At 73.7% G+C, this 16791-nt stretch carries 17 protein-coding genes; 7 read left to right on the forward strand and 10 right to left on the reverse strand.

Annotation, left to right across the window (positions count from 1 at the left end; all coding sequences use genetic code 11):
• Positions 1-55: 55 nt before the first annotated feature.
• A complete protein-coding gene (locus tag O7598_RS24120) occupies positions 56-823 on the forward strand; it encodes an SDR family oxidoreductase (RefSeq protein ID WP_269693558.1) in 768 nt (255 codons plus the stop codon).
• Positions 824-1008: 185 nt separating this feature from the next.
• Here O7598_RS24120 and O7598_RS24125 read toward each other — a convergent pair whose 3' ends face one another.
• Both O7598_RS24125 and O7598_RS24130 read right to left on the reverse strand, forming a co-directional pair.
• A complete protein-coding gene (locus O7598_RS24125; protein ID WP_269693559.1) occupies positions 1009-1407 on the reverse strand; it encodes a globin in 399 nt (132 codons plus the stop codon).
• A 33-nt stretch (positions 1408-1440) separates the two neighbouring features.
• Positions 1441-2751 carry a hypothetical protein gene (locus tag O7598_RS24130; RefSeq protein ID WP_269693560.1) on the reverse strand — a complete coding sequence of 437 codons (1311 nt, stop codon included), beginning with the start codon at positions 2749-2751 and terminating at the stop codon, positions 1441-1443.
• A gap of 150 nt (positions 2752-2901) precedes the next feature.
• Between O7598_RS24130 and O7598_RS24135 the strand changes: the two genes are divergently transcribed.
• The gene (locus O7598_RS24135; protein ID WP_091063329.1) at positions 2902-3468 is read left to right on the forward strand and encodes a snapalysin family zinc-dependent metalloprotease; all 567 of its coding nucleotides are present in this window, start codon (positions 2902-2904) and stop codon (positions 3466-3468) included.
• Between the two features lie 28 nt (positions 3469-3496).
• Here O7598_RS24135 and O7598_RS24140 read toward each other — a convergent pair whose 3' ends face one another.
• The 5 genes from O7598_RS24140 to O7598_RS24160 form a co-directional block, all read right to left on the reverse strand.
• Positions 3497-4528 carry a hypothetical protein gene (locus O7598_RS24140; protein WP_269693561.1) on the reverse strand — a complete coding sequence of 344 codons (1032 nt, stop codon included), beginning with the start codon at positions 4526-4528 and terminating at the stop codon, positions 3497-3499.
• Positions 4525-5877 carry a hypothetical protein gene (locus O7598_RS24145; protein WP_269693562.1) on the reverse strand — a complete coding sequence of 451 codons (1353 nt, stop codon included), beginning with the start codon at positions 5875-5877 and terminating at the stop codon, positions 4525-4527. The genes O7598_RS24140 and O7598_RS24145 overlap by 4 nt, the downstream gene beginning before the upstream one ends.
• Positions 5874-6182 (reverse strand): DUF6403 family protein, encoded by a 309-nt coding sequence (locus O7598_RS24150; protein ID WP_269693563.1) that lies wholly within the window; start codon positions 6180-6182, stop codon positions 5874-5876. Before O7598_RS24150 ends, O7598_RS24145 begins: the two co-directional genes overlap by 4 nt.
• A 52-nt stretch (positions 6183-6234) precedes the next feature.
• Complete coding sequence (locus tag O7598_RS24155; RefSeq protein WP_091063318.1) at positions 6235-6447, reverse strand: hypothetical protein; 213 nt, start codon at positions 6445-6447, stop codon at positions 6235-6237.
• Between the two features lie 105 nt (positions 6448-6552).
• Positions 6553-7824, reverse strand: coding sequence for an AAA family ATPase (locus O7598_RS24160; protein ID WP_442929936.1), 1272 nt, complete (start codon positions 7822-7824; stop codon positions 6553-6555).
• Between the two features lie 174 nt (positions 7825-7998).
• Between O7598_RS24160 and O7598_RS24165 the strand changes: the two genes are divergently transcribed.
• The 4 genes from O7598_RS24165 to O7598_RS24180 all read left to right on the forward strand — a co-directional run bounded on the left by O7598_RS24165 (position 7999) and on the right by O7598_RS24180 (position 12261).
• On the forward strand, positions 7999-10212 hold the full coding sequence (locus tag O7598_RS24165; RefSeq protein WP_269693565.1) for a choice-of-anchor J domain-containing protein: 2214 nt from the start codon (positions 7999-8001) through the stop codon (positions 10210-10212).
• Between the two features lie 108 nt (positions 10213-10320).
• Positions 10321-10851, forward strand: a complete 531-nt coding sequence (locus O7598_RS24170; RefSeq protein ID WP_269693566.1) for a flavoprotein — start codon at positions 10321-10323, stop codon at positions 10849-10851.
• Between the two features lie 47 nt (positions 10852-10898).
• Positions 10899-11354, forward strand: coding sequence for a hypothetical protein (locus O7598_RS24175; RefSeq protein ID WP_269693567.1), 456 nt, complete (start codon positions 10899-10901; stop codon positions 11352-11354).
• Complete coding sequence (locus O7598_RS24180; RefSeq protein WP_269693568.1) at positions 11347-12261, forward strand: alpha/beta fold hydrolase; 915 nt, start codon at positions 11347-11349, stop codon at positions 12259-12261. The genes O7598_RS24175 and O7598_RS24180 overlap by 8 nt, the downstream gene beginning before the upstream one ends.
• On the opposite strand, the gene O7598_RS24185 is transcribed toward O7598_RS24180, so the two are convergent.
• Positions 12252-12641, reverse strand: coding sequence for a hypothetical protein (locus O7598_RS24185; protein ID WP_269693569.1), 390 nt, complete (start codon positions 12639-12641; stop codon positions 12252-12254). The genes O7598_RS24180 and O7598_RS24185 overlap by 10 nt on opposite strands.
• Positions 12642-12705: 64 nt before the next feature.
• The gene (locus tag O7598_RS24190; protein ID WP_269693570.1) at positions 12706-13617 is read right to left on the reverse strand and encodes an S-4TM family putative pore-forming effector; all 912 of its coding nucleotides are present in this window, start codon (positions 13615-13617) and stop codon (positions 12706-12708) included.
• Between the two features lie 248 nt (positions 13618-13865).
• Here O7598_RS24190 and O7598_RS24195 point away from each other — a divergent pair, with 248 nt between their 5' ends.
• Positions 13866-16241 (forward strand): hypothetical protein, encoded by a 2376-nt coding sequence (locus O7598_RS24195; RefSeq protein ID WP_269693571.1) that lies wholly within the window; start codon positions 13866-13868, stop codon positions 16239-16241.
• On the opposite strand, the gene O7598_RS24200 is transcribed toward O7598_RS24195, so the two are convergent.
• Entirely contained in the window at positions 16225-16719 is a 495-nt protein-coding gene (locus O7598_RS24200) for a hypothetical protein (protein ID WP_269693572.1), read from the reverse strand. The two genes, O7598_RS24195 and O7598_RS24200, sit on opposite strands and share 17 nt — an antisense overlap.
• Between the last annotated feature and the right edge of the window lie 72 nt (positions 16720-16791).

Below are 16791 nucleotides of genomic sequence, written 5' to 3' on the forward strand. Positions count from 1 at the left end.
ATCCCCCGATGACTGATCTCTGCACCGGCCCGGGCCGGCGGACCATGCTGGGGGCATGGACATCTCCGGAAACACGATCTTCATTCCGGGCGCCACCAGCGGGATCGGCCTGGCGCTGGCGCTCGCGCTTCGGGACCGGGGCAACACGGTGATCGTCGGCGGGCGGCGTACCGAGCTGCTCGACGAGATCGCCGCCGCCCACCCGGGCCTGGACACCGTACGGATCGACACGGGTGACCCGGCGAGCATCGCGGCGGCGGCGGAGACGGTGCTGGACCGGCACCCGGACCTCGACGTCCTGGTCGCGATGGCCGGCATCATGCGGATCGAGGACTGGCGCTCGCCCGAGACGTTCCTCGCCTCGGCGGAGGAGGTGGTGACCACCAACGTGCTCGGCCCGATCCGGCTGATCGGCGCGTTCGTCGAGCACCTGGCGAAGCGGCCGGCCGCCACCATCGTCACCGTCTCGTCCGGCCTGGCGTTCGTGCCGCTGCGCGTCACGCCCAGCTACAACGCCTCGAAGGCCGCGATCCACATGCTCAGCGAGTCGATCCGCCTCCAGCTCGCCGAGACCGGCGTACGGGTGGTGGAGCTGGTGCCGCCGGCGGTGCGGACGGGGCTGCTGCCCGGGCAGGAGACCAGCGAGTTCGCCATGCCGCTGGACGAGTTCGTGGCCGAGGTGGTGTCGCTGCTGGAGACACAGCCGGACGCCACCGAGATCCAGGTCGAACGGGTGAAGTTCCTCCGGCACGCCGAGGCGCGCGGCGACTACGACCAGGTGGTCGCCACGCTGAACGCGGCCGACCCGCACGCCGCCACCTGACCGCCGCACCCACGCCGCCCGCCTGCGCCGCCCGCCTGCCGACCCGCGCCGCCCACCCACGTCGCCCGCGTCGCCCGCCCACGTCGCCCGCGCCACCCGCGCCACCCGCGTCGCCCGCGCCACCCGCGCCACCCGCGTCGCCCGCGTCGCCCGGAGCCGCCCGCGTCGCGCGCCGGCCGGCCGGGTCACGCCCGGAGCAGGCCGGCGACCGCCCGCTGCGCGTCGACGACCGCGTCCACCGGCAGGTCGAGCGCCCAGAGCGCGGCGGCCAGGTAGTCGAGGACGCGCCACCGCTGCTCCTCGGTCAGCGGCGGGCGGCACCACCCGCCGTCCGCCGCCGGCCACACCCCGGAGGTGTTAAGCGGGGCCCCCGCCTCTACCGGAGGCGTTAAGCGGGGGCCCCTCCTTATCGCCAGGGCGAGCAGCGCGGCGAGGCGGCGGCGGTCGGTGCCGAGCAGGTACGGGGCCAGCTCCGCGTCCGCCGCGACCAGCCGCATCCAGCGGTGCACCGCCGCGCGCACGGCGGCCGGGCCGAGCCGGTCGCGGGGCTCCTGGGCACATGTCACCAGCTCCGTCGTCCGCACGACCAGGGGTACGGACGATCGACCCCGATCAGTTCAGCCCTGCTCGAACGCTCCGGCGTCGATCCCGCCGCCCGTGACCGTGCGGGCCTGCCGGCCGAGGTCGTAGCGGTACTGGGCGGTGGGCGCGAGCCCGGCCGGCGGGGTGCGCCCGGCGTCGACGCAGGGCGAGCCGGCGCGCAGCCGGTAGTCGAAGCCGGCCGGGTCGACGAACCTCGGGTCGCCGGAGCAGGTGGCGACCACCGTGGCGCCGGACTGGCTGACCTGGGTGGGGCTGCCGACGCTGACGTTGTTCTGGAACAGCACCTTCGTGCTCACCGCGCCGCCGACCAGCACGACGGCCCCCTTGCCGAGGTCGTTGACGAAGGTGTTGTTGACCACCGACAGCCGCGAGTCCGGGTTGAGCGACCCCTCCTCCCCGTACGCGACGAGGTTGGGGTTCTGGCTCTTCGCGCCCTGCTGCACGACGTTGCCGACGATCCGGCTGCGCCCGCCGTTGGGCAGGTCGATCTCGTAGCTGGCGGTGCCGCCCTGCCCGGTGATCCGGTTGTAGAGGATGTCGTTGACCAGCGCCCGCGACTTCACCAGGTGCCCGACCCTGGCGTCGTGCGACCAGCTGTGCCGCAGCGTGAAGCTGCGGACGTGGTTGACGTAGATGTTGTGGGTGTAACCGTCGCCGTGGCCGTTGCGGGCGAACTCGGTGTACTCGACGACGATGTCGCTGGCCGGGTTGTCGCCGGCCAGGATGCCGTTCTCGTTGTCGTGCAGGTAGCTGCGCCGGACGGTGAGGCCGGCGCCCTCCTGCCGGATGGCGGCGCCGTTGCGGTCGGGCACCTTCGCGCCGGACAGCTCCACGTTGTCCACCACGGTGTCGTCGCCGGCGATCACCCAGGTGCCCTTGCCCTGCGCGTTGCGGCCGGCGGCGTCGACGCGGGCCCGGCCGTTGAAGCCGACGATCATCAGGCCGTCGGTGCGCCAACCGCAGACGTCGCCGGCGTACCCGCTGTTGCCCTTGGCGTCGATCTGCACGGTGTCGCCGGCCGCCGCGGCGGCGATGGCCTGGCACGGCGTCCGGTAGGCGTGCCCGGGGCCGACGACGCGCACGGTGCCGCCGGGGTTGCGGGCCACGGCGGTGGCGGCCTTGGCGGCCGGTCGGCTCGGGGTGGCGCTGCCCAGTCTGGCTACCGCACCCGGCGTCGGCGCGGCGGCAGCGGCGGGCGGTGGGGTGGCGGTGGCCTCGGCCGCGACCGGTTGCGGCGCGGCGGGCGGGGTGGCCTCGCCGCAGGCGGTGAGCAGGAGCAGCAGCGGCGCGGCGAGGGCGGCGGCGTGGCGGGCGGGCGTGGTCACCGGCGAACCGTAACCGGGCGGGGCAGGCGCGGGCGATCCGGACGCGCCCCGGCTAACCAAGACTTAAGGCGCACACCTTGATATCGATGAATTCCTATCTATAGGCTGTCGGCGTCAAGGCACACCCCCCATCCCCCAGGAGTGTGAAGAATGCGTAAGCCGAAGCTGTCCCGGATCCTCGCCACCCTCGCGGCCGTGACGCTGACGGCGCTGGGCGCGGTCGCCGTCAACCCGGCACCGGCCTCCGCCGCGGTCCGCAACGTCTGCTACAACACCAGCCAGGCCGGCCCGTTCGCCAGCTACGCGGTGCAGGCGGCGTCCATCTGGAACAACTACACCAACAACATCAACATGGCCCAGTGCGGGTCGAACCTGATGATCTACTACACCTACGGCGGCGGGTCCTACGCCCAGCGCACCAGCCTCGGCAACGGCCGCGTGGTCATCGACTACTACCAGGCCCAGCAGTACTCGCCGCTGCGCATCATGACGCACGAGATCGGCCACATCCTCGGCCTGCCGGACAACTACAACGGCAACTGCGCCATCCTGATGTCCGGCGGCAGCGCCGGCACCAGCTGCACCAACCCGTACCCCAGCTCGGCCGAGGCCGCCCGGGTCGACTCGCTGTTCGGCTTCGCCGCCCGCAGCGCGACGCCCGCCCAGGTCTTCAGCGGCAGCTGGCCGGCCGCCACGGTGGTCGGCGCCGGTCGCTGACGAACGCTCCATCGACGGGGTCGGCGGGTCACCGCCGGCCCCGTCCGCGCGTCCGCGCCCGGCCCTTCCCGGCCGGCCCGCCGCCCGACTGCCGCGGCACCCCGCCCGGCCGCCGGCCTGACGACCGCCCCGACGCCCCGCCGGCACTCCGACCCGACGCCCCGCCGACGCCCCGACCCGACGCCGCGTCGTCGGCCAGGTCCGCCGCCCGCCGGCTCAGCTCCTCGACCCGTTCGCGCAACCGGCCCACCGAGTCCCCGGCGTCCGCACCGGACACCTCGTCGAGCAGCCCCACGTAGTCGCCGGCCAACCGCCGACCGGCCGGACTGCCGGTGGCGTCCAGGTCGATGATCTGCTGGGCCAGCACGGCGGTCGCAGCGCCGAGGGCGGCCCGCTCGTCGGCGCGCGCGTCCCGCCCGGCCCGCCGCGCGTCGGCCAGCCGCCCGGCCCGCCGGCCGCCCCACCAGAGCATCGCCGCGCCGGCCACCACGCCGCCGAGCGCGCCGCCGGCCAACAGGTAGCGGGGCAGCGACGGGCTGATGGTGCGCCCGCCGTCGGGCACCAGGCCGGTCCGGACCAGCTTGTCGTAGTTGAGCACGATCACCTTCAACGCCTCGACCGGCCGGTCCACGAACGCGTCCGCGCCCTGCCCGATCATGGTCTCCACGACCATGGACCGGCCGATGTCGCGCGGGCTGTCGCTGCCGAGGCGGGAGCAGCCGTACGTGTCCCAGTCGTCGCCGTCGCGGCTCATCGCCAGCACCAGCGTCCCCTGTGTGGCGCGTTCGGTGTCGTCGCAGGCCCCGGGCAGGTCGGCGCCCGGCTTCATCATCAGCACCACCAGCCGCCGGTTGCCGATGACCCGTTCGGCGGCGGCCCGGTCCAGGTCGACGCCGGGCGCCGCGTAGACCGACGAGGCACGCACCTGCCGGGCCGCCGGCCCGTCGAACAGACCACCGGACCACAATGCCCAGCCGGCCAGCGCCAGGCAGGCCAGCGCCGCCCGCCCGAACGCGGTGCCGACCAGCCGGCGCAGCCGGCGGCGCACGTCGCCGGTCACGACAGCCTCCCCCGCAGGTAGACGTCCGGCCGGTAGCCGGGCATCCGCACGTCCCGGGCCACGCCGTCCAGCTCGGCCTCCGCATCGGCCAGCAGCCCGCGTACGTGCTTGTCGGGCAGCCCGTCGTCGAGCGCGTACCGGGCCGAGCGCAGCCGGCCGATGCCCCGCACCAGCGCCGGGTCGCTGCGCGTGTCGGTCAGCAACGACAGCTCCACGGCCAGCGCGGAGAGCGCGGCCAGCCGCGCCGGCGTGCCGCCCGGCCCGAGGTCGCCCGGCCGCCTCCGGCGTCCGCCCCGCGCGGTCCGGATCGACAGCGCCACGAACCCGGCCACGCAGCCGGCGAAGAGCCACGGCAGCGCCGGCAGCGCCACCCGCAGCGGGTCGAACGGCCGGTACGGCAGCGGCCTGTCGAACAGCCCCGCGTAGCGCACGTCGGTGACCCGGGCCAGGTACGCACCGAGCACGTTGAGCTGCGGGTACGAGTAGCGGCTGAGTCGGCTGCCGTACTGCGCGTAGAAGCTGGCGCCGGCCACCTCGGCGAACTCGGACGCGCCCGGACCGTGGTACTCGATCCAGCCGCCGTACATCACCACCACCGGCCGGTCCGGGGCGAGCCGGTGCAGCGCCGGCCCGTACGCGGGTAGCGGCGTCCCGTACGGCTGCGTCGGCAGCACGACGAACCAGGCCCCGCCCGGGAACGCCTCCGACGCAGACTTCTCCGGCAGCCGGGGCAGCGTGGCGCCGGGGGCGACCCACCGGCCGGTGGCCCGCAGCGCGGCGGTCACCGGGGTCAGTTCGGCGGCGGTCGGTTCCCGCCAGCGCAGGTCGTCGCGGTCCGGCGGGGACGGCTGTTTGCGCAGCGCGGCGAGCAGCGTGAGCACCTGGTCGGTGACGTCACCGGTCGCGAACTGGGCCCGCCAGCCCGGCAGGTCGTCCGGCGTGGCCGCCAGCACACCACCACTGACCTCGGTGCCGACGATCCGGATCTCGGCGTTCCGCACGTCCTTCACCCGTCGGCGTTCCGCCTCGTCCAGCCCCGGCGGGGCGACCAGGATCCGGGTGCCGCCGGGGCCGGCTGCCGCCCGCACCCGCCCCTCGTCCCACCGCGCGACCGCGCCGGGCAGTCGGACGATCGGCTCGGCCGCCACCCGCGCGGTCATCTCCTCGACCGAGGGCACGCTCGCGTCGCTCAGCTCGCCGGCGGACCCCTCCCCGGGCAGCGACGCCGACGACGGCGACCGCCCGTAGCTGACCTCGACGCTCTGCCGCTGCGCGACCAGGAACACCACCAGCACCGCCGCCGCGACGGCCAGCAGCGACCAGCGCAGCAGCTCCCGGCGTACCCTCACGCGCCGGCCCGCCACAGCTCGTCGGCGCGGCGGGCGTGCGCGGCGGCCTCCCGGGCCGCGTCCGTGCCGCCGCTGGGCGCGGCGGCGAGCAGTTCGGCGCGGGCCAGCAGCCGCTCCGCCTCGGGCACCGGCCTGGCCGAGGCGTCCCGGCTGACGGTGGCGTCGTGGATCGCCGCCCGCGCCGACGACCACGCGACCTTCCGGCCGTCGGCGCGGGCGCGTCGCCGAGGCAGCAGGGCGGCCAGGAAACCGGCCGCCACCGCCACCACGGCCCCGCCCAGCCAGGGCAGCACGCTCAAGGTCATGATCCCTGTCTAACGCACCGCCGCCAGCCACGCGCGGCGAGGGCCGGCCCGCCTACGACGACGAGTAGCCCTCCTCGAAGCCGTCCATGAACCCCCCGGCGAACCCGGAGACCACGCACCCGGCGCAGCACAGGATCACCAGCAGCGCCGGCACCGCGACCCAGAGAACCGTCGACCAGTTGATCCCCTCCGGCTCCGGCGGCGGGTACTGCGGCGGATAGTACGGCTGGTACGGATCAGGCTGATAAGGGTCGTGAGGATGCACGCGGCCATCCTGCCCATCACCCGCGACCGTCGGAAGATCCGAACGGACCGCCCGGGTCGGCCCACCGTCGCTTCCGCCCCGGTGCGCGTACCCGGGTGCGCGTACTCAGGCCCGGTGCGCGTCGAGGAGGGTGAGCACGGTCTGGTTGGCCTCCCAGCCGTCCGGGAACTTCACCGGCACGTCCAGGTGCACCCGCTCGGTCGACGGGTAGGCGTCCAGCAGCTCGCCGATGCCGGCCCGGGCCACCACCACGCAGGCGTGCCGGTGCCGGGACGCCAGCACGCACAGCCGCCCCGACTCCAGGTGGAACGCGGTCGCGTCGCGCCGGCCGGAGAGCGGGTGCAGCACGATCGTCACGTCGTACTCCCGGCCCTGGAGCCGGTTGGCGGTGTCCACGGTGATGCCCGCCCCGGCCGCGCCCAGCCGGGAGCGGATGGCCGCGACCTGGTCGCGGTGGGCGGCCCCGACGGCGATCCGGTCGGCGGTGACCGGCGCGCCGCCGGGCGCGGCCTCGCTGACCGCGACCGCGCCGCGCGCCAGCACCCGCAGCGCCAGCTCCGCGCAGGCCGTGGCGGCCTCGGCGTCGGTACGCACGGTGTGCCGGGCGGGCAGCTCGTGCAGCGCCCAACCGGTGGCGGCGGCCAGCTCGACCGAGGCGTCGTAGCCGTCGCCGGGGCCCGCCTCGGTGAACGTGAGCGCCCGGTCGGCCGGCCCGGTGCCGGCGCGGAACCCGGTGAACGGGTAGAACGCGGCGGAGACGACCGGGGCGGCGGAGGCGGGCAGCCGCCACGACACCGGCAGCCGGTGCACCGGCAGCTCCGGGTTGTGCCGCAGCAGCGTGGCCACCGCGGACTGCATCGGGTCCCAGGTGAGGCCGGTCCAGCGGGCGGTCTCGACGGTGGAGAACGGGTCGAGCTGCCCGGGGTCGCCGACGAACAGCGCCCGCTCGAACCGCCCGGCCACGCGCAGCAGCGCGTCGGCGCGCATCTGGTACGCCTCGTCGACGATCGCCCACGGCCAGGCGCCCTCGGTGACGGTGGCCCACTTGGCCGCCGTACCGATGGTCACGGCCGGCCCGCCGAGGTCGGCGACCTTCGCGGCGACCCGGACCGTCGCGTGCCCCCGGACCCGCTCGGACGGTTGGTAGTCGGCCGCGGAGAGCCGGCCGATGCGCAGCTCGGGCGCCTTGCGGGCGAGCCGGTCGACGAGGTCGTCGACCTGCTCGTTGGTCTGCGCCACGATCATCAGCGGGTCACCGGTGGCGGCGATCTCCGCGCCGGCGCGCACGACGAGCGTGCTCTTGCCGGCGCCGGGCGGCGAGTCGACTACCACGCCGCGGTGGGCACCGGAGCGCACATCGCTCAGCACACTTTCGATGACGTGCAAGGCCGGGCCCCTTCTTAACGCATTCGGTATAGGCGGGGCCCCTTCTTAACACGTTCAACTGGTTGCCAAAGGCAACGGTGTGGCGTACGAACGACGTGAATGTCACTCCGGTGGATACGACGGTGACCCCGTCGGCCGGATCCGCACACCCGACAAGGGGGGCCAATGGCACGCAGCCGGATCGCCGGTACCGCAGCCATCGCACTCGTCCTACCGTTCCTCGGCGTCCTGCCCGCCACGTCCGCGTCGGCCGCACCGGCCAAGGCGAAGGCCAAGCCGGTCGTCGACGACACCCGCGAGCTGACCCGCAAGGACTTCACGCTCGACGGCAAGCCGGTGAAGACCCCGGCCCGCTACCAGAAGCGCGCCCAGTCGCGGTCGAAGGCCGCCGCGGGCACCACCCCGCCGGTCGGCACGGTCCGGCAGTGGCTGGGCATGGACGACTTCCAGGGCAGCTACTACCGCAAGGACTACACGCTGCGCGGCGTCGGCGACAACGTGGAGGTGTGGGTCGCCAACGACATCGCGTTCCCGGCCGACGACTGCCGCAACCAGATCCCCACGTCGACGCAGATCACCGACGCCCAGGTGCAGAGCTTCGTGCACGAGTTCGACACGAACATGTACCCGAAGGAGACGGTGGCGTTCAGCCGGCCGCCGGACCGCGACGGCACCAACTCGCAGATCCCGCCGGACGCGCAGGGCAACGGCGGCGACTACTCCGGCGGCGGCAACAAGACGGTCACCCTGATCGACAACGTCCGGGACGACAACTTCTACGACTTCCCGGCCGCGCCGACCTACATCGCCGGCTTCTTCTCGGCGCAGCTCAACGAGCTGTTCGACCGCAACGTGATGACGGTCGACGCGTTCGACTGGCTGCACCGCACCGGGGCGAACCCGCCGGACGAGCCGACCGACGACCTGTGCACCAGCCGCCCGGCCCGCCCGTTCAGCTACGAGGGCACGTTCGCCCACGAGTGGCAGCACCTGGCGCACTACTACTCGGACCCGTTCGAGACCACCTGGATGAACGAGGGCCTGTCGGACTTCGCGCAGACCCTCACCGGGTACGTGGACACGAAGGCGACCGTCTTCGACCGGGGCGCGGACAGCCACCTCTACTGCCAGCAGGGCTTCGGCACGGTCAAGACGCCGTACAACGCGAACCCGCGTGACTGCGGCGGGCCGGAGAACTCGCTGAACCTGTGGGGCGAGAGCCCGAACCCGAACGCGGTGCTCGCCGACTACGGCAACGCGTACGCGTTCATCCAGTTCCTGTACGACCGCTACGGCAACGACATCGTGCACCGGCTGCACAACGACGCCGACCTGCAGGGGCTGGCCAGCCTGGACGCGGCGCTCGATGCCGAGGGCGCGAAGGACATGTACCAGGTGATCCACGACTACCAGACCATGACGCTGGTCGACAAGATCGTCGGGGAGTCGCGCAAGGGCATCATGCTCGGCGTACCGAAGAGCCGGGTGACCACGAAGAGCCTGCGCTCGACCGTCAACCTGGCCAACCCGGCCGCGTACGCCACGCCCGGCGCGGCGCCCAACGGCGCCGACTACGTCACGCTGTCGAAGGCCGACGGCACCCCGCTGCGCGGCCTCGACCTGCGGTCACTGTCGTTCCAGGGCGCGAAGACGCTGCCGGCGCTGCCGCTGGCCTGGACCGTGGTGAACAACGACCCGGACCGTCCCGGCAACCCGGTGCTGTTCTCCGGCAACGCCAACAACACCGACGCCGCCGCGGTCACCCCGGTGACCGTGCCGACGGCCGACCCGACGTTGCGCTTCGTCGCCAAGTACGGCGCGGAGCTGGGCTTCGACTACGGCTACGTGGTGGTCTCCACCGACGGCGGCGCCACCTACACGGCGATCGCCGGCGACAAGACGATCGACGGTCCGCTCGGCCCGGCGCTCAACGGCACCACCGACGGGTTCGAGCCGCACAGCTTCGACCTGTCCGCGTACGCCGGGAAGAACATCCTGCTCGGCTTCCGCTACGTCAGCGACGGCGGTGTCAACGAGGGCGGCCTGCTCGTCGACGACGTCACCGTCGGCGGCACCACGGTCAGCGACGGCAGCAGCCTCGCCGCGTTCGACTCGCCCACCGAGATCAAGCCGACCGCCGTCGCCAACTGGAACGTGCGGCTCATCGGGCTGGACGAGAAGCACTCGCTGGCCTGGCAGTTCGAGTTCGACGGCAAGTCGAGCCTGACGCTCAACCGGCTGCAGCTCGCGCTGCTCGCGCTGTTCCCGAAGGTGGTCGCCGTGGTCGCCTACGACGAGCCCACCGAGCAGGTCCAGCAGTACGCCCCGTACACCCTCAAGGTCAACGGCGTGGTGCAGAAAGGCGGGGCCCCCTCTTAACGCCTCCGGTATAGGAAGGGCCCCCTGTTAACACCCGCAACACCCCGCCTCGCCCGAGCACCCGCACACGGTGCTCGGGCGGGGCCGTTTCCGGGTAGAACTGCGGGCATGAGTGAAGCGCCGGTGCTGCACCTGGTCGTCTGCGCCGCTCCCCCGGCCCAGCGGATCGGCGACCTCGCCGAGCTGCTCGCCGCCGACGGCTGGCGGGTCTGCCTGATCGCCACCCCGACCGCCGCGACCTGGCTCGACCGCGAGGCGCTCGCCGCGCAGACCGGCCATCAGGTACGCGCCGAGTGGCGCCGCCCCGGCGACCCCGAGCCGCACCCGCCGGCCCACGCCGCCGCGGTCGTGCCGGCGACGTTCAACACGCTGAACAAGTGGGCGGCCGGGGCGAGCGACACGCTGGCCCTGGGCGTGCTCAACGAACTGCTCGGCAGCGGGCTGCCGATCCACGTGTTCCCCCGGGTGAACGCCGCGCTGGCCGCGCATCCGGTCTACCGGCCCAACCTGCGGCGGTTGCGCGACGCCGGCGTGGTGGTGCACGAGGGGGACGTGCTGCGCGCGCCGGACGAGATGACGCCGAGCCGCTGGGCGGTGGTGGTCGACGCGCTGCGCATCGCCCGGCCCCACGCTACTTGACAACGGCCGTCAAGCGCTTGACGATGAGTGTCAAGTAAGGGGGCGTCGTGGACGAACTCGCCGCGCAACTCATCAGGCTGATCGACATAAGGCTGCTCGATCCGCTGGAGATCCTGGTCGACGGCCACGACGCCGTCGACTCGCTCCGCACCGTCGTACGGGAACGGGCGCGCTCCTGGGCCGCCACCATGGTCCACGGCGACGACGCGGCAGCCCGTGCCGTCATCGTCCGGGCCATCTCGACGCTCTATCCCGGCGACGGCCCGTTCCAGCCACCTGTCGACTGGTGGCGCACCCCGCTCGGCCAGATCGTCGCGCGGCGGATGGGCCACCCCACCGCCGAGGCGGTGTCCTACGCGGTGGCCGGCGCCATGCTCGGCATCACCCGCCAGGGCGTCCACGACCTGGCGGCCCGCGGCAAGCTCCCCCGCCACCCCGAGGGCGGCGTGCTGTCCGCCGCCGTCCGCGACCGACTGCTCCAGGAGGGGAACCGACATGCCTGATCCCGTCATCGACTCCGGCCGGGTGCCGATCGCCTACCGCGACTTCGGCGGCGACGGACGCCCGTTGCTGCTGCTGCACGGCGCCGGCGGCAACCTCGCCCAGATGAAGACGCTGGCCGGGCACCTACGGCCGGCGCACCGGGTGGTCGCCGTCGACCTGCGCGGCCACGGACACTCCGGCGACGGCCCGTGGCGATGGGACGACGTGCTGGACGACCTGGCGGCCGTCGCCGACGGGCTCGGCCTCGACCGGCCCGCCGTGGTCGGCATCTCCCTCGGCGGGATGCTGGCCTCGCTCTGGGCCCGACGCCACCCGGAATGCCCCGGCGCCGTCAGCCTCGACGGCAACCCGACGCTGGGCCGCCCGGAGCAACTCGCCGGGATGGACCCGGCCCAGGCGGAGGCGGAACTGGCCAAGCTGCGGGCTGCCTTCGACGGGATCGCCGCGATGCTGGCCGCACCGCTCACCGCCGAACAGCTCACCGCAATGCGGGCCGGGCAGCGGGCGATGGCCCAGCGGTACGGCGCCGACCCGGAGGACTGGGTGGCGGCCTTCGAACGCAACCTCGTGCCGGGCGACGACGGCCGTGCCCGGCTGCGCCCCGGCCCGGAGTTGACCGGGCAGTTGCGCGAGGCGATGGAGTCGCTGGATCTGACCCCCGCCTACCGGGACACCCGGTCTCCCCTGCTCCTCGTCCTCGCCACCGAGGACATCCCCGAGCAGGCGCCGTTCCGGGAGGTGTACGCCGCGTACCGGCGGGCCACCGCCGAACGCCTCGCGGCCGTCGACAACCCGCGCCTGCGGGTGGTGCACCTGGCCGGTGCCACGCACGCGATGGACGCCGAGCGCCCGGCGGAACTGGCCGCCCTCATCACCGACTTCCTCGGCGAGTCGGCTCAGGGCTGACGAAGCGGGCGGGGCACCTGCCGGTTGAAGCGGGGACGTAGCGCCAGGACCAGCGCTTCCTTCGTACCCTCGGGGTCGTCGGTCTCCTGCCAGCGGACCTCGCACCGCCCCAGCCACCCGGCGATGTCGTCGCGGGTCGCGGCGCGGCCCGGCGTGTCGAGGAGCTGGCCGACCTGGTCGTGCAGCACCGACGAGTCGCGGTTGCCGGTGAGGTGCTGCCGAAGTCGGGCGCGCAGGTCGCCGGTGTAGCCGACGTAGGCGACCACGCCGCCGTCGAGCACCAGGTGCACGCCGGGCGCGGCGGGCGCGCCGGCGACGACGTCCTTGGTGTACGGCCGGGACGGCGTGAACCCGGCCAGCAGGTCTTCGGTGTGCGACACGCGACGGACGGTACCGGCGTGCCGAGCCTCGCGTGGCCCCGCGCGACCTGGCGTGACGGGGCGCTCACCCGTCGGCGCGGGGCACCGGGGCCAGCAGCTGGCCGAGGCCGGTCATGGTGGACTGGAAGTCGACCCGGTCGGCGGCGTGGAAGCGGCGGAAGAACCAGTTCGGCACGCGGGTCTGGGTGCAGCGGGTGCGGAACAGCAGGTCCTGCACCTGCCGGGCCAGCCCGAGCAGGTCGGCGGCGGCCGACGGGTCGCGGACGGCGGAGGTGATCCGGTGGTGGACGACGGTGCCGGCCCGGTCGCGTTCGACGGCGACGTCGCGCTGCCCGCGGTAGATCTCGACGCCGAGCAGCAGCGCGCCGAGTGACGGCACGAACCAGGCGAGCAGCAGGTGGGCGACGGTCAGGCCGCCGAGCACGCCGTAGACGACGCCGAGCGCCGCCCAGGCCGCGACGGCGGCGAGCACGGTGTACGCGTAGCGGCGGCGCAGCCGGGCGCCCCAGCCGAGGCTCTGCTGCTGGCAGGCGAGCACGTCGAAGGGCGCGGGCAGTTCCGGGATCTCGTAGTAGTCGCGCAGGTAGCGTTCGGTGCCCCGGAACGCGCGGTCGAGCCGGCTGATCTCGGGCGCGGCGACGCGCGGCCCGGCCGCGACCTCGTTCCAGGGCAGGCCGAACAGGTCGACGTCGAACATCTCCTGGATGGTGGCGGCCCGCCGGAGTTGCCCGCGTGACCAGGTGGCGAGCCCGAGCGCGTTGACGACGGCCCAGAGTGCGCCGAGCGCGGTGACGGCGGTGGCCGACACGCCGAGGAAGGCGACGACCGCGCCGGCGCCGGCGATGGTCACGGAGACCGAGGTACGTAGCGCGTCGAGGCGTTGGGCGCGGCTGTGGCAGACCGACATGGCGCGCAGCATCGCCATCATGGCCGGCTCGGTCTGGCGTCTGAGCAGGGAATCAGTCCGGTCCGTCACACCACCCTCCGGTCCCCCGCACCGAGAATACATTCAATCTGCTAGATGTGACGGCGAGTAGCCAAATGTTACCTGTCGGCGCGAGAGCGGTTTCCGAAAAGTAAGGTTTCTCCCCAGGCGTCGAGTACCACCGGCTTCGTCGGAAGTTCCGGGTAGATTTCCACCGACGCCACCAGCGCACCTCCCGGCGGCCACACCCCGGTCACCCGCGCCTTCCCATCCCTCCAGGCCAGAAGGTTCATACCACTATGGACGACCGCCCAGGCGACAGACCGGTGTGGCTCCAGCGGGACGACCCGCTGGTGTGGGAGGCGCTGGAGCAGTGGGCGGCCAGCCGGGGCGCGGTCGAGGTGCTGTCGCACGGCCCGATCTGCGGCTACAGCGGGGCGCGGCTGTTCGTGATCAAACTGAACAGGCCGGCGGGCCGGGGCCGCATGAGCAGTCAGAAGCTGCTGGTCAAGGTCCACCCGGCCGGCGGGGGCCAGCGGCCGGAGGCGAGCCGGCACGCTGAGGCATGGGCCGACGCGCCCGGCTTCGCCGCGCGGCACATGGTCGAGCAGCACCACGGCTCCTACCCGGTGGCCGACGGCCGTCACCTCTCCTTCCAGGACGTCGCCAACGGCGGCGACCCGGTCCGCACGCTGGACGAGATCGACGACGACGACCAGCTCGTCGAGGCCTACCGCGCGGTCGTCGTGGCCCTGCTCGACGACTGGAACGGTGGGACCGAATCCGTCCGGTCGACCGCGCCCACCACCGTGCGGGAGTACGTCACACGCGAGTTGGCGGTGACCGGGGCGCTGTCGGAGGTGACCGCAGCGGCCGGCCGGCTCGGGCTGGGCGACCTGGGCGGGAAACACGTGGTCTTCGACGGCGAGGAGCTGCCCAACCCGCTGCGCCTGACCGAACCGGGCGAGTCGGGCGACGACATCGACTACGTGCACGGCCTGGCCCACGGAGACCTGCACGGGGGAAATATCCTTTTCGACGCGCGGCCCGACGGCACCGCCTCCCCGAACACGTTCACCCTGATCGACTTCGACAGGTACGAGAACGACGCCCCGCTGACCCGTGACCTGATGGCACTGCTGCTCTCCACGGTCCTGCGCTGGGTGGCGCCCCGCCCCGGCCCGGACGGGCGACGACCGCCCGGCCTGCCACCGAAACAGGCCGACACCCTGCTGAACTATCTGGTCCACCCCGGCCCGATCGAGCCGAGCAGCCTGCCGCCCGTGATGGCCCGGCTGGTAAGCCTCACCTACGAGGTCGGGCAGCGGTATGCCACGTCCGGAGGTTGGCGGCGGGAGTGGCGCCGGCAGTACCGGTTGTCGCTGATCTCTCAGGCGCTCACCGCCGTCACCCACGACAACCTCGGGTCGGAGGGCCACCGTTGGTGCTTCCGCCTGGCCGCCTGCGCGGCGAAGGCGCACCACGAGGACCCGGTGGCCGCGCCGACGCCCCCGCCGCCGCCCCCGTCGCCGCCGCCGCCCTCGTCGCCGCCACCGCCGCCCCGGTCGCCGTCGCCGTCGGTCGACACGTCGTTCCTCGCCGACGCGCCGATCGTCGACCTGGTCCCGCGTCCGTGGCACGCGCCCGGACCGCGCGGGTACGAGGCGCGTCGCTTCCGCGAGCCGGCCCCCGCCGGTGGCGACGGGGGACGCACCGGCCGGCCGGGCGTCGTGCGGCCGGTCGGCGGGACGCGGGGCCGGCACATCGCGGCGACCGCCGGCACGTGGCCTCGCAGGCGACGCCTGGTCCTGCCCCTGACGCTCGTTACCGCGCTCGGCAGCCTGGTGGTGTACCTCGTGGCGGAAGGCGCATCGGACCAGGGCGGCCGGCCGCCGATAACGGTGCCGCCGCCCAGCCGGACCGAGACGTCGCCCGGCCGCGGCGGCCCACGCGAACCGGCGCCGGCGGAGCCGGTGGACCCTGGCCCGAAGCTCGACCAGATGGCCGACCGGGTGGCCCGGCGGGCGGAGCCGCCGCGTCAGGGCCGGTTCGCGTGCACCTGGCTACGCGTGTGGTCGCCGGCGGAACTCACGCTCGGCTCGGACGACCTGACGCGCTATCGGGAGGAGTGGCTCTGGTGGACCCGGGAAGGATCCGGCCGGCGTACCGTCCTCGACGTCGACGGTGGCCGGCGGTCGCAGCCCCAGGACGTCCGATACGACCGGGGCGACCTGACCGACGTGCCGCCGGACCCGTCGGTGGACCTGGCCGAGCTGCGGGCGCAGGTGGACGAGCTGGTGCGGCAGCGGCCGCCGGACGTCCGCAACGCGGCCGGCACGCTGATGGTGGTCTCCTGGATCTACCAGTTCCGGCCGCTGACCGCCCCGCAGCGCGCGACGCTGCTGCGGCTGCTCGCCGAGACCGACGGCATCGTCCAGCAGGGCCGGTACCCCGACCGCGCCAACCGGTACGGCTACGCGATCAGCGCGGTCGACGGCGCGGGCCGGCGGGAGACGCTCCAGTTCGACGAGGAAACCGGCCGGCTGCTCAGCCACCAGACGACCAGCCCCGACGATTACCTGGTCAGCTACTACCTGTTCCTACGCAGCGACCGGACCGACACCATCGCCGACGCGCGGTGCGCCGGCGCGACGGCGGTCAACATCCACGAGTAACGAAGTTGGCCCAGTCCCGCCAGGGCGCGGCGTCGGCGCGGACCGGGTTGCCGAGGCCGACGCTGAACAGCGCCATGTCGTTGTAGTAGAACGTCGCCGAGCCGCTGGACATGTTGTAGTGCGCGGACCCGATCCGGAACTGCCACTGCCAGGTGGCGAGGTCCTGCCGGCCGCAGGAGGAGAGCTTGCCCCGGGGGTAGCCGAAGTTCGGCCGGTCGTAGAAGCAGAACCAGTTCCGGGGGCAGTCGGCCAGCGCGTAGGCGCCGGCCGGCGCGTGCAGCGTGACCAGCACCGCGCCGCCGCCGTAGCTGATCTCGTCGGCGCCGACCGGCACGCCACCCGGGTGGGCCGCCAGGTAGTCGGTCATCTCGCGGTTCGCGGCGGCCATTCCCGGCGACGGAACGGGCACGGCCGCCGCGATCAGGAAGCCGCCGAGGACGGCGGCCACCACCATTCTGTACGCACGGAAAAAGGCCATGCCGCACCCCCCCGAAGACAATTACCGCTGTCTCTGCTCGAACAGAATAGGAAGGCGTCTTCCCTGATCACC

This window comes from Micromonospora sp. WMMC241 (genome assembly GCF_027460165.1).
Classification (GTDB): domain Bacteria; phylum Actinomycetota; class Actinomycetes; order Mycobacteriales; family Micromonosporaceae; genus Micromonospora; species Micromonospora humi.

Bases quoted from the DNA above. Each gene is read 5' to 3' on its own strand.
- O7598_RS24120 (WP_269693558.1), top strand. From the start codon at position 56: ATGGACATCTCCGGAAACACGATCTTCATTCCGGGCGCCACCAGCGGG.
- O7598_RS24135 (WP_091063329.1), top strand. From the start codon at position 2,902: ATGCGTAAGCCGAAGCTGTCCCGGATCCTCGCCACCCTCGCGGCCGTG.
- O7598_RS24150 (WP_269693563.1), bottom strand. From the start codon at position 6,182: ATGACCTTGAGCGTGCTGCCCTGGCTGGGCGGGGCCGTGGTGGCGGTG.
- O7598_RS24165 (WP_269693565.1), top strand. From the start codon at position 7,999: ATGGCACGCAGCCGGATCGCCGGTACCGCAGCCATCGCACTCGTCCTA.
- O7598_RS24170 (WP_269693566.1), top strand. From the start codon at position 10,321: ATGAGTGAAGCGCCGGTGCTGCACCTGGTCGTCTGCGCCGCTCCCCCG.
- O7598_RS24180 (WP_269693568.1), top strand. From the start codon at position 11,347: ATGCCTGATCCCGTCATCGACTCCGGCCGGGTGCCGATCGCCTACCGC.
- O7598_RS24195 (WP_269693571.1), top strand. From the start codon at position 13,866: ATGGACGACCGCCCAGGCGACAGACCGGTGTGGCTCCAGCGGGACGAC.
- O7598_RS24200 (WP_269693572.1), bottom strand. From the start codon at position 16,719: ATGGCCTTTTTCCGTGCGTACAGAATGGTGGTGGCCGCCGTCCTCGGC.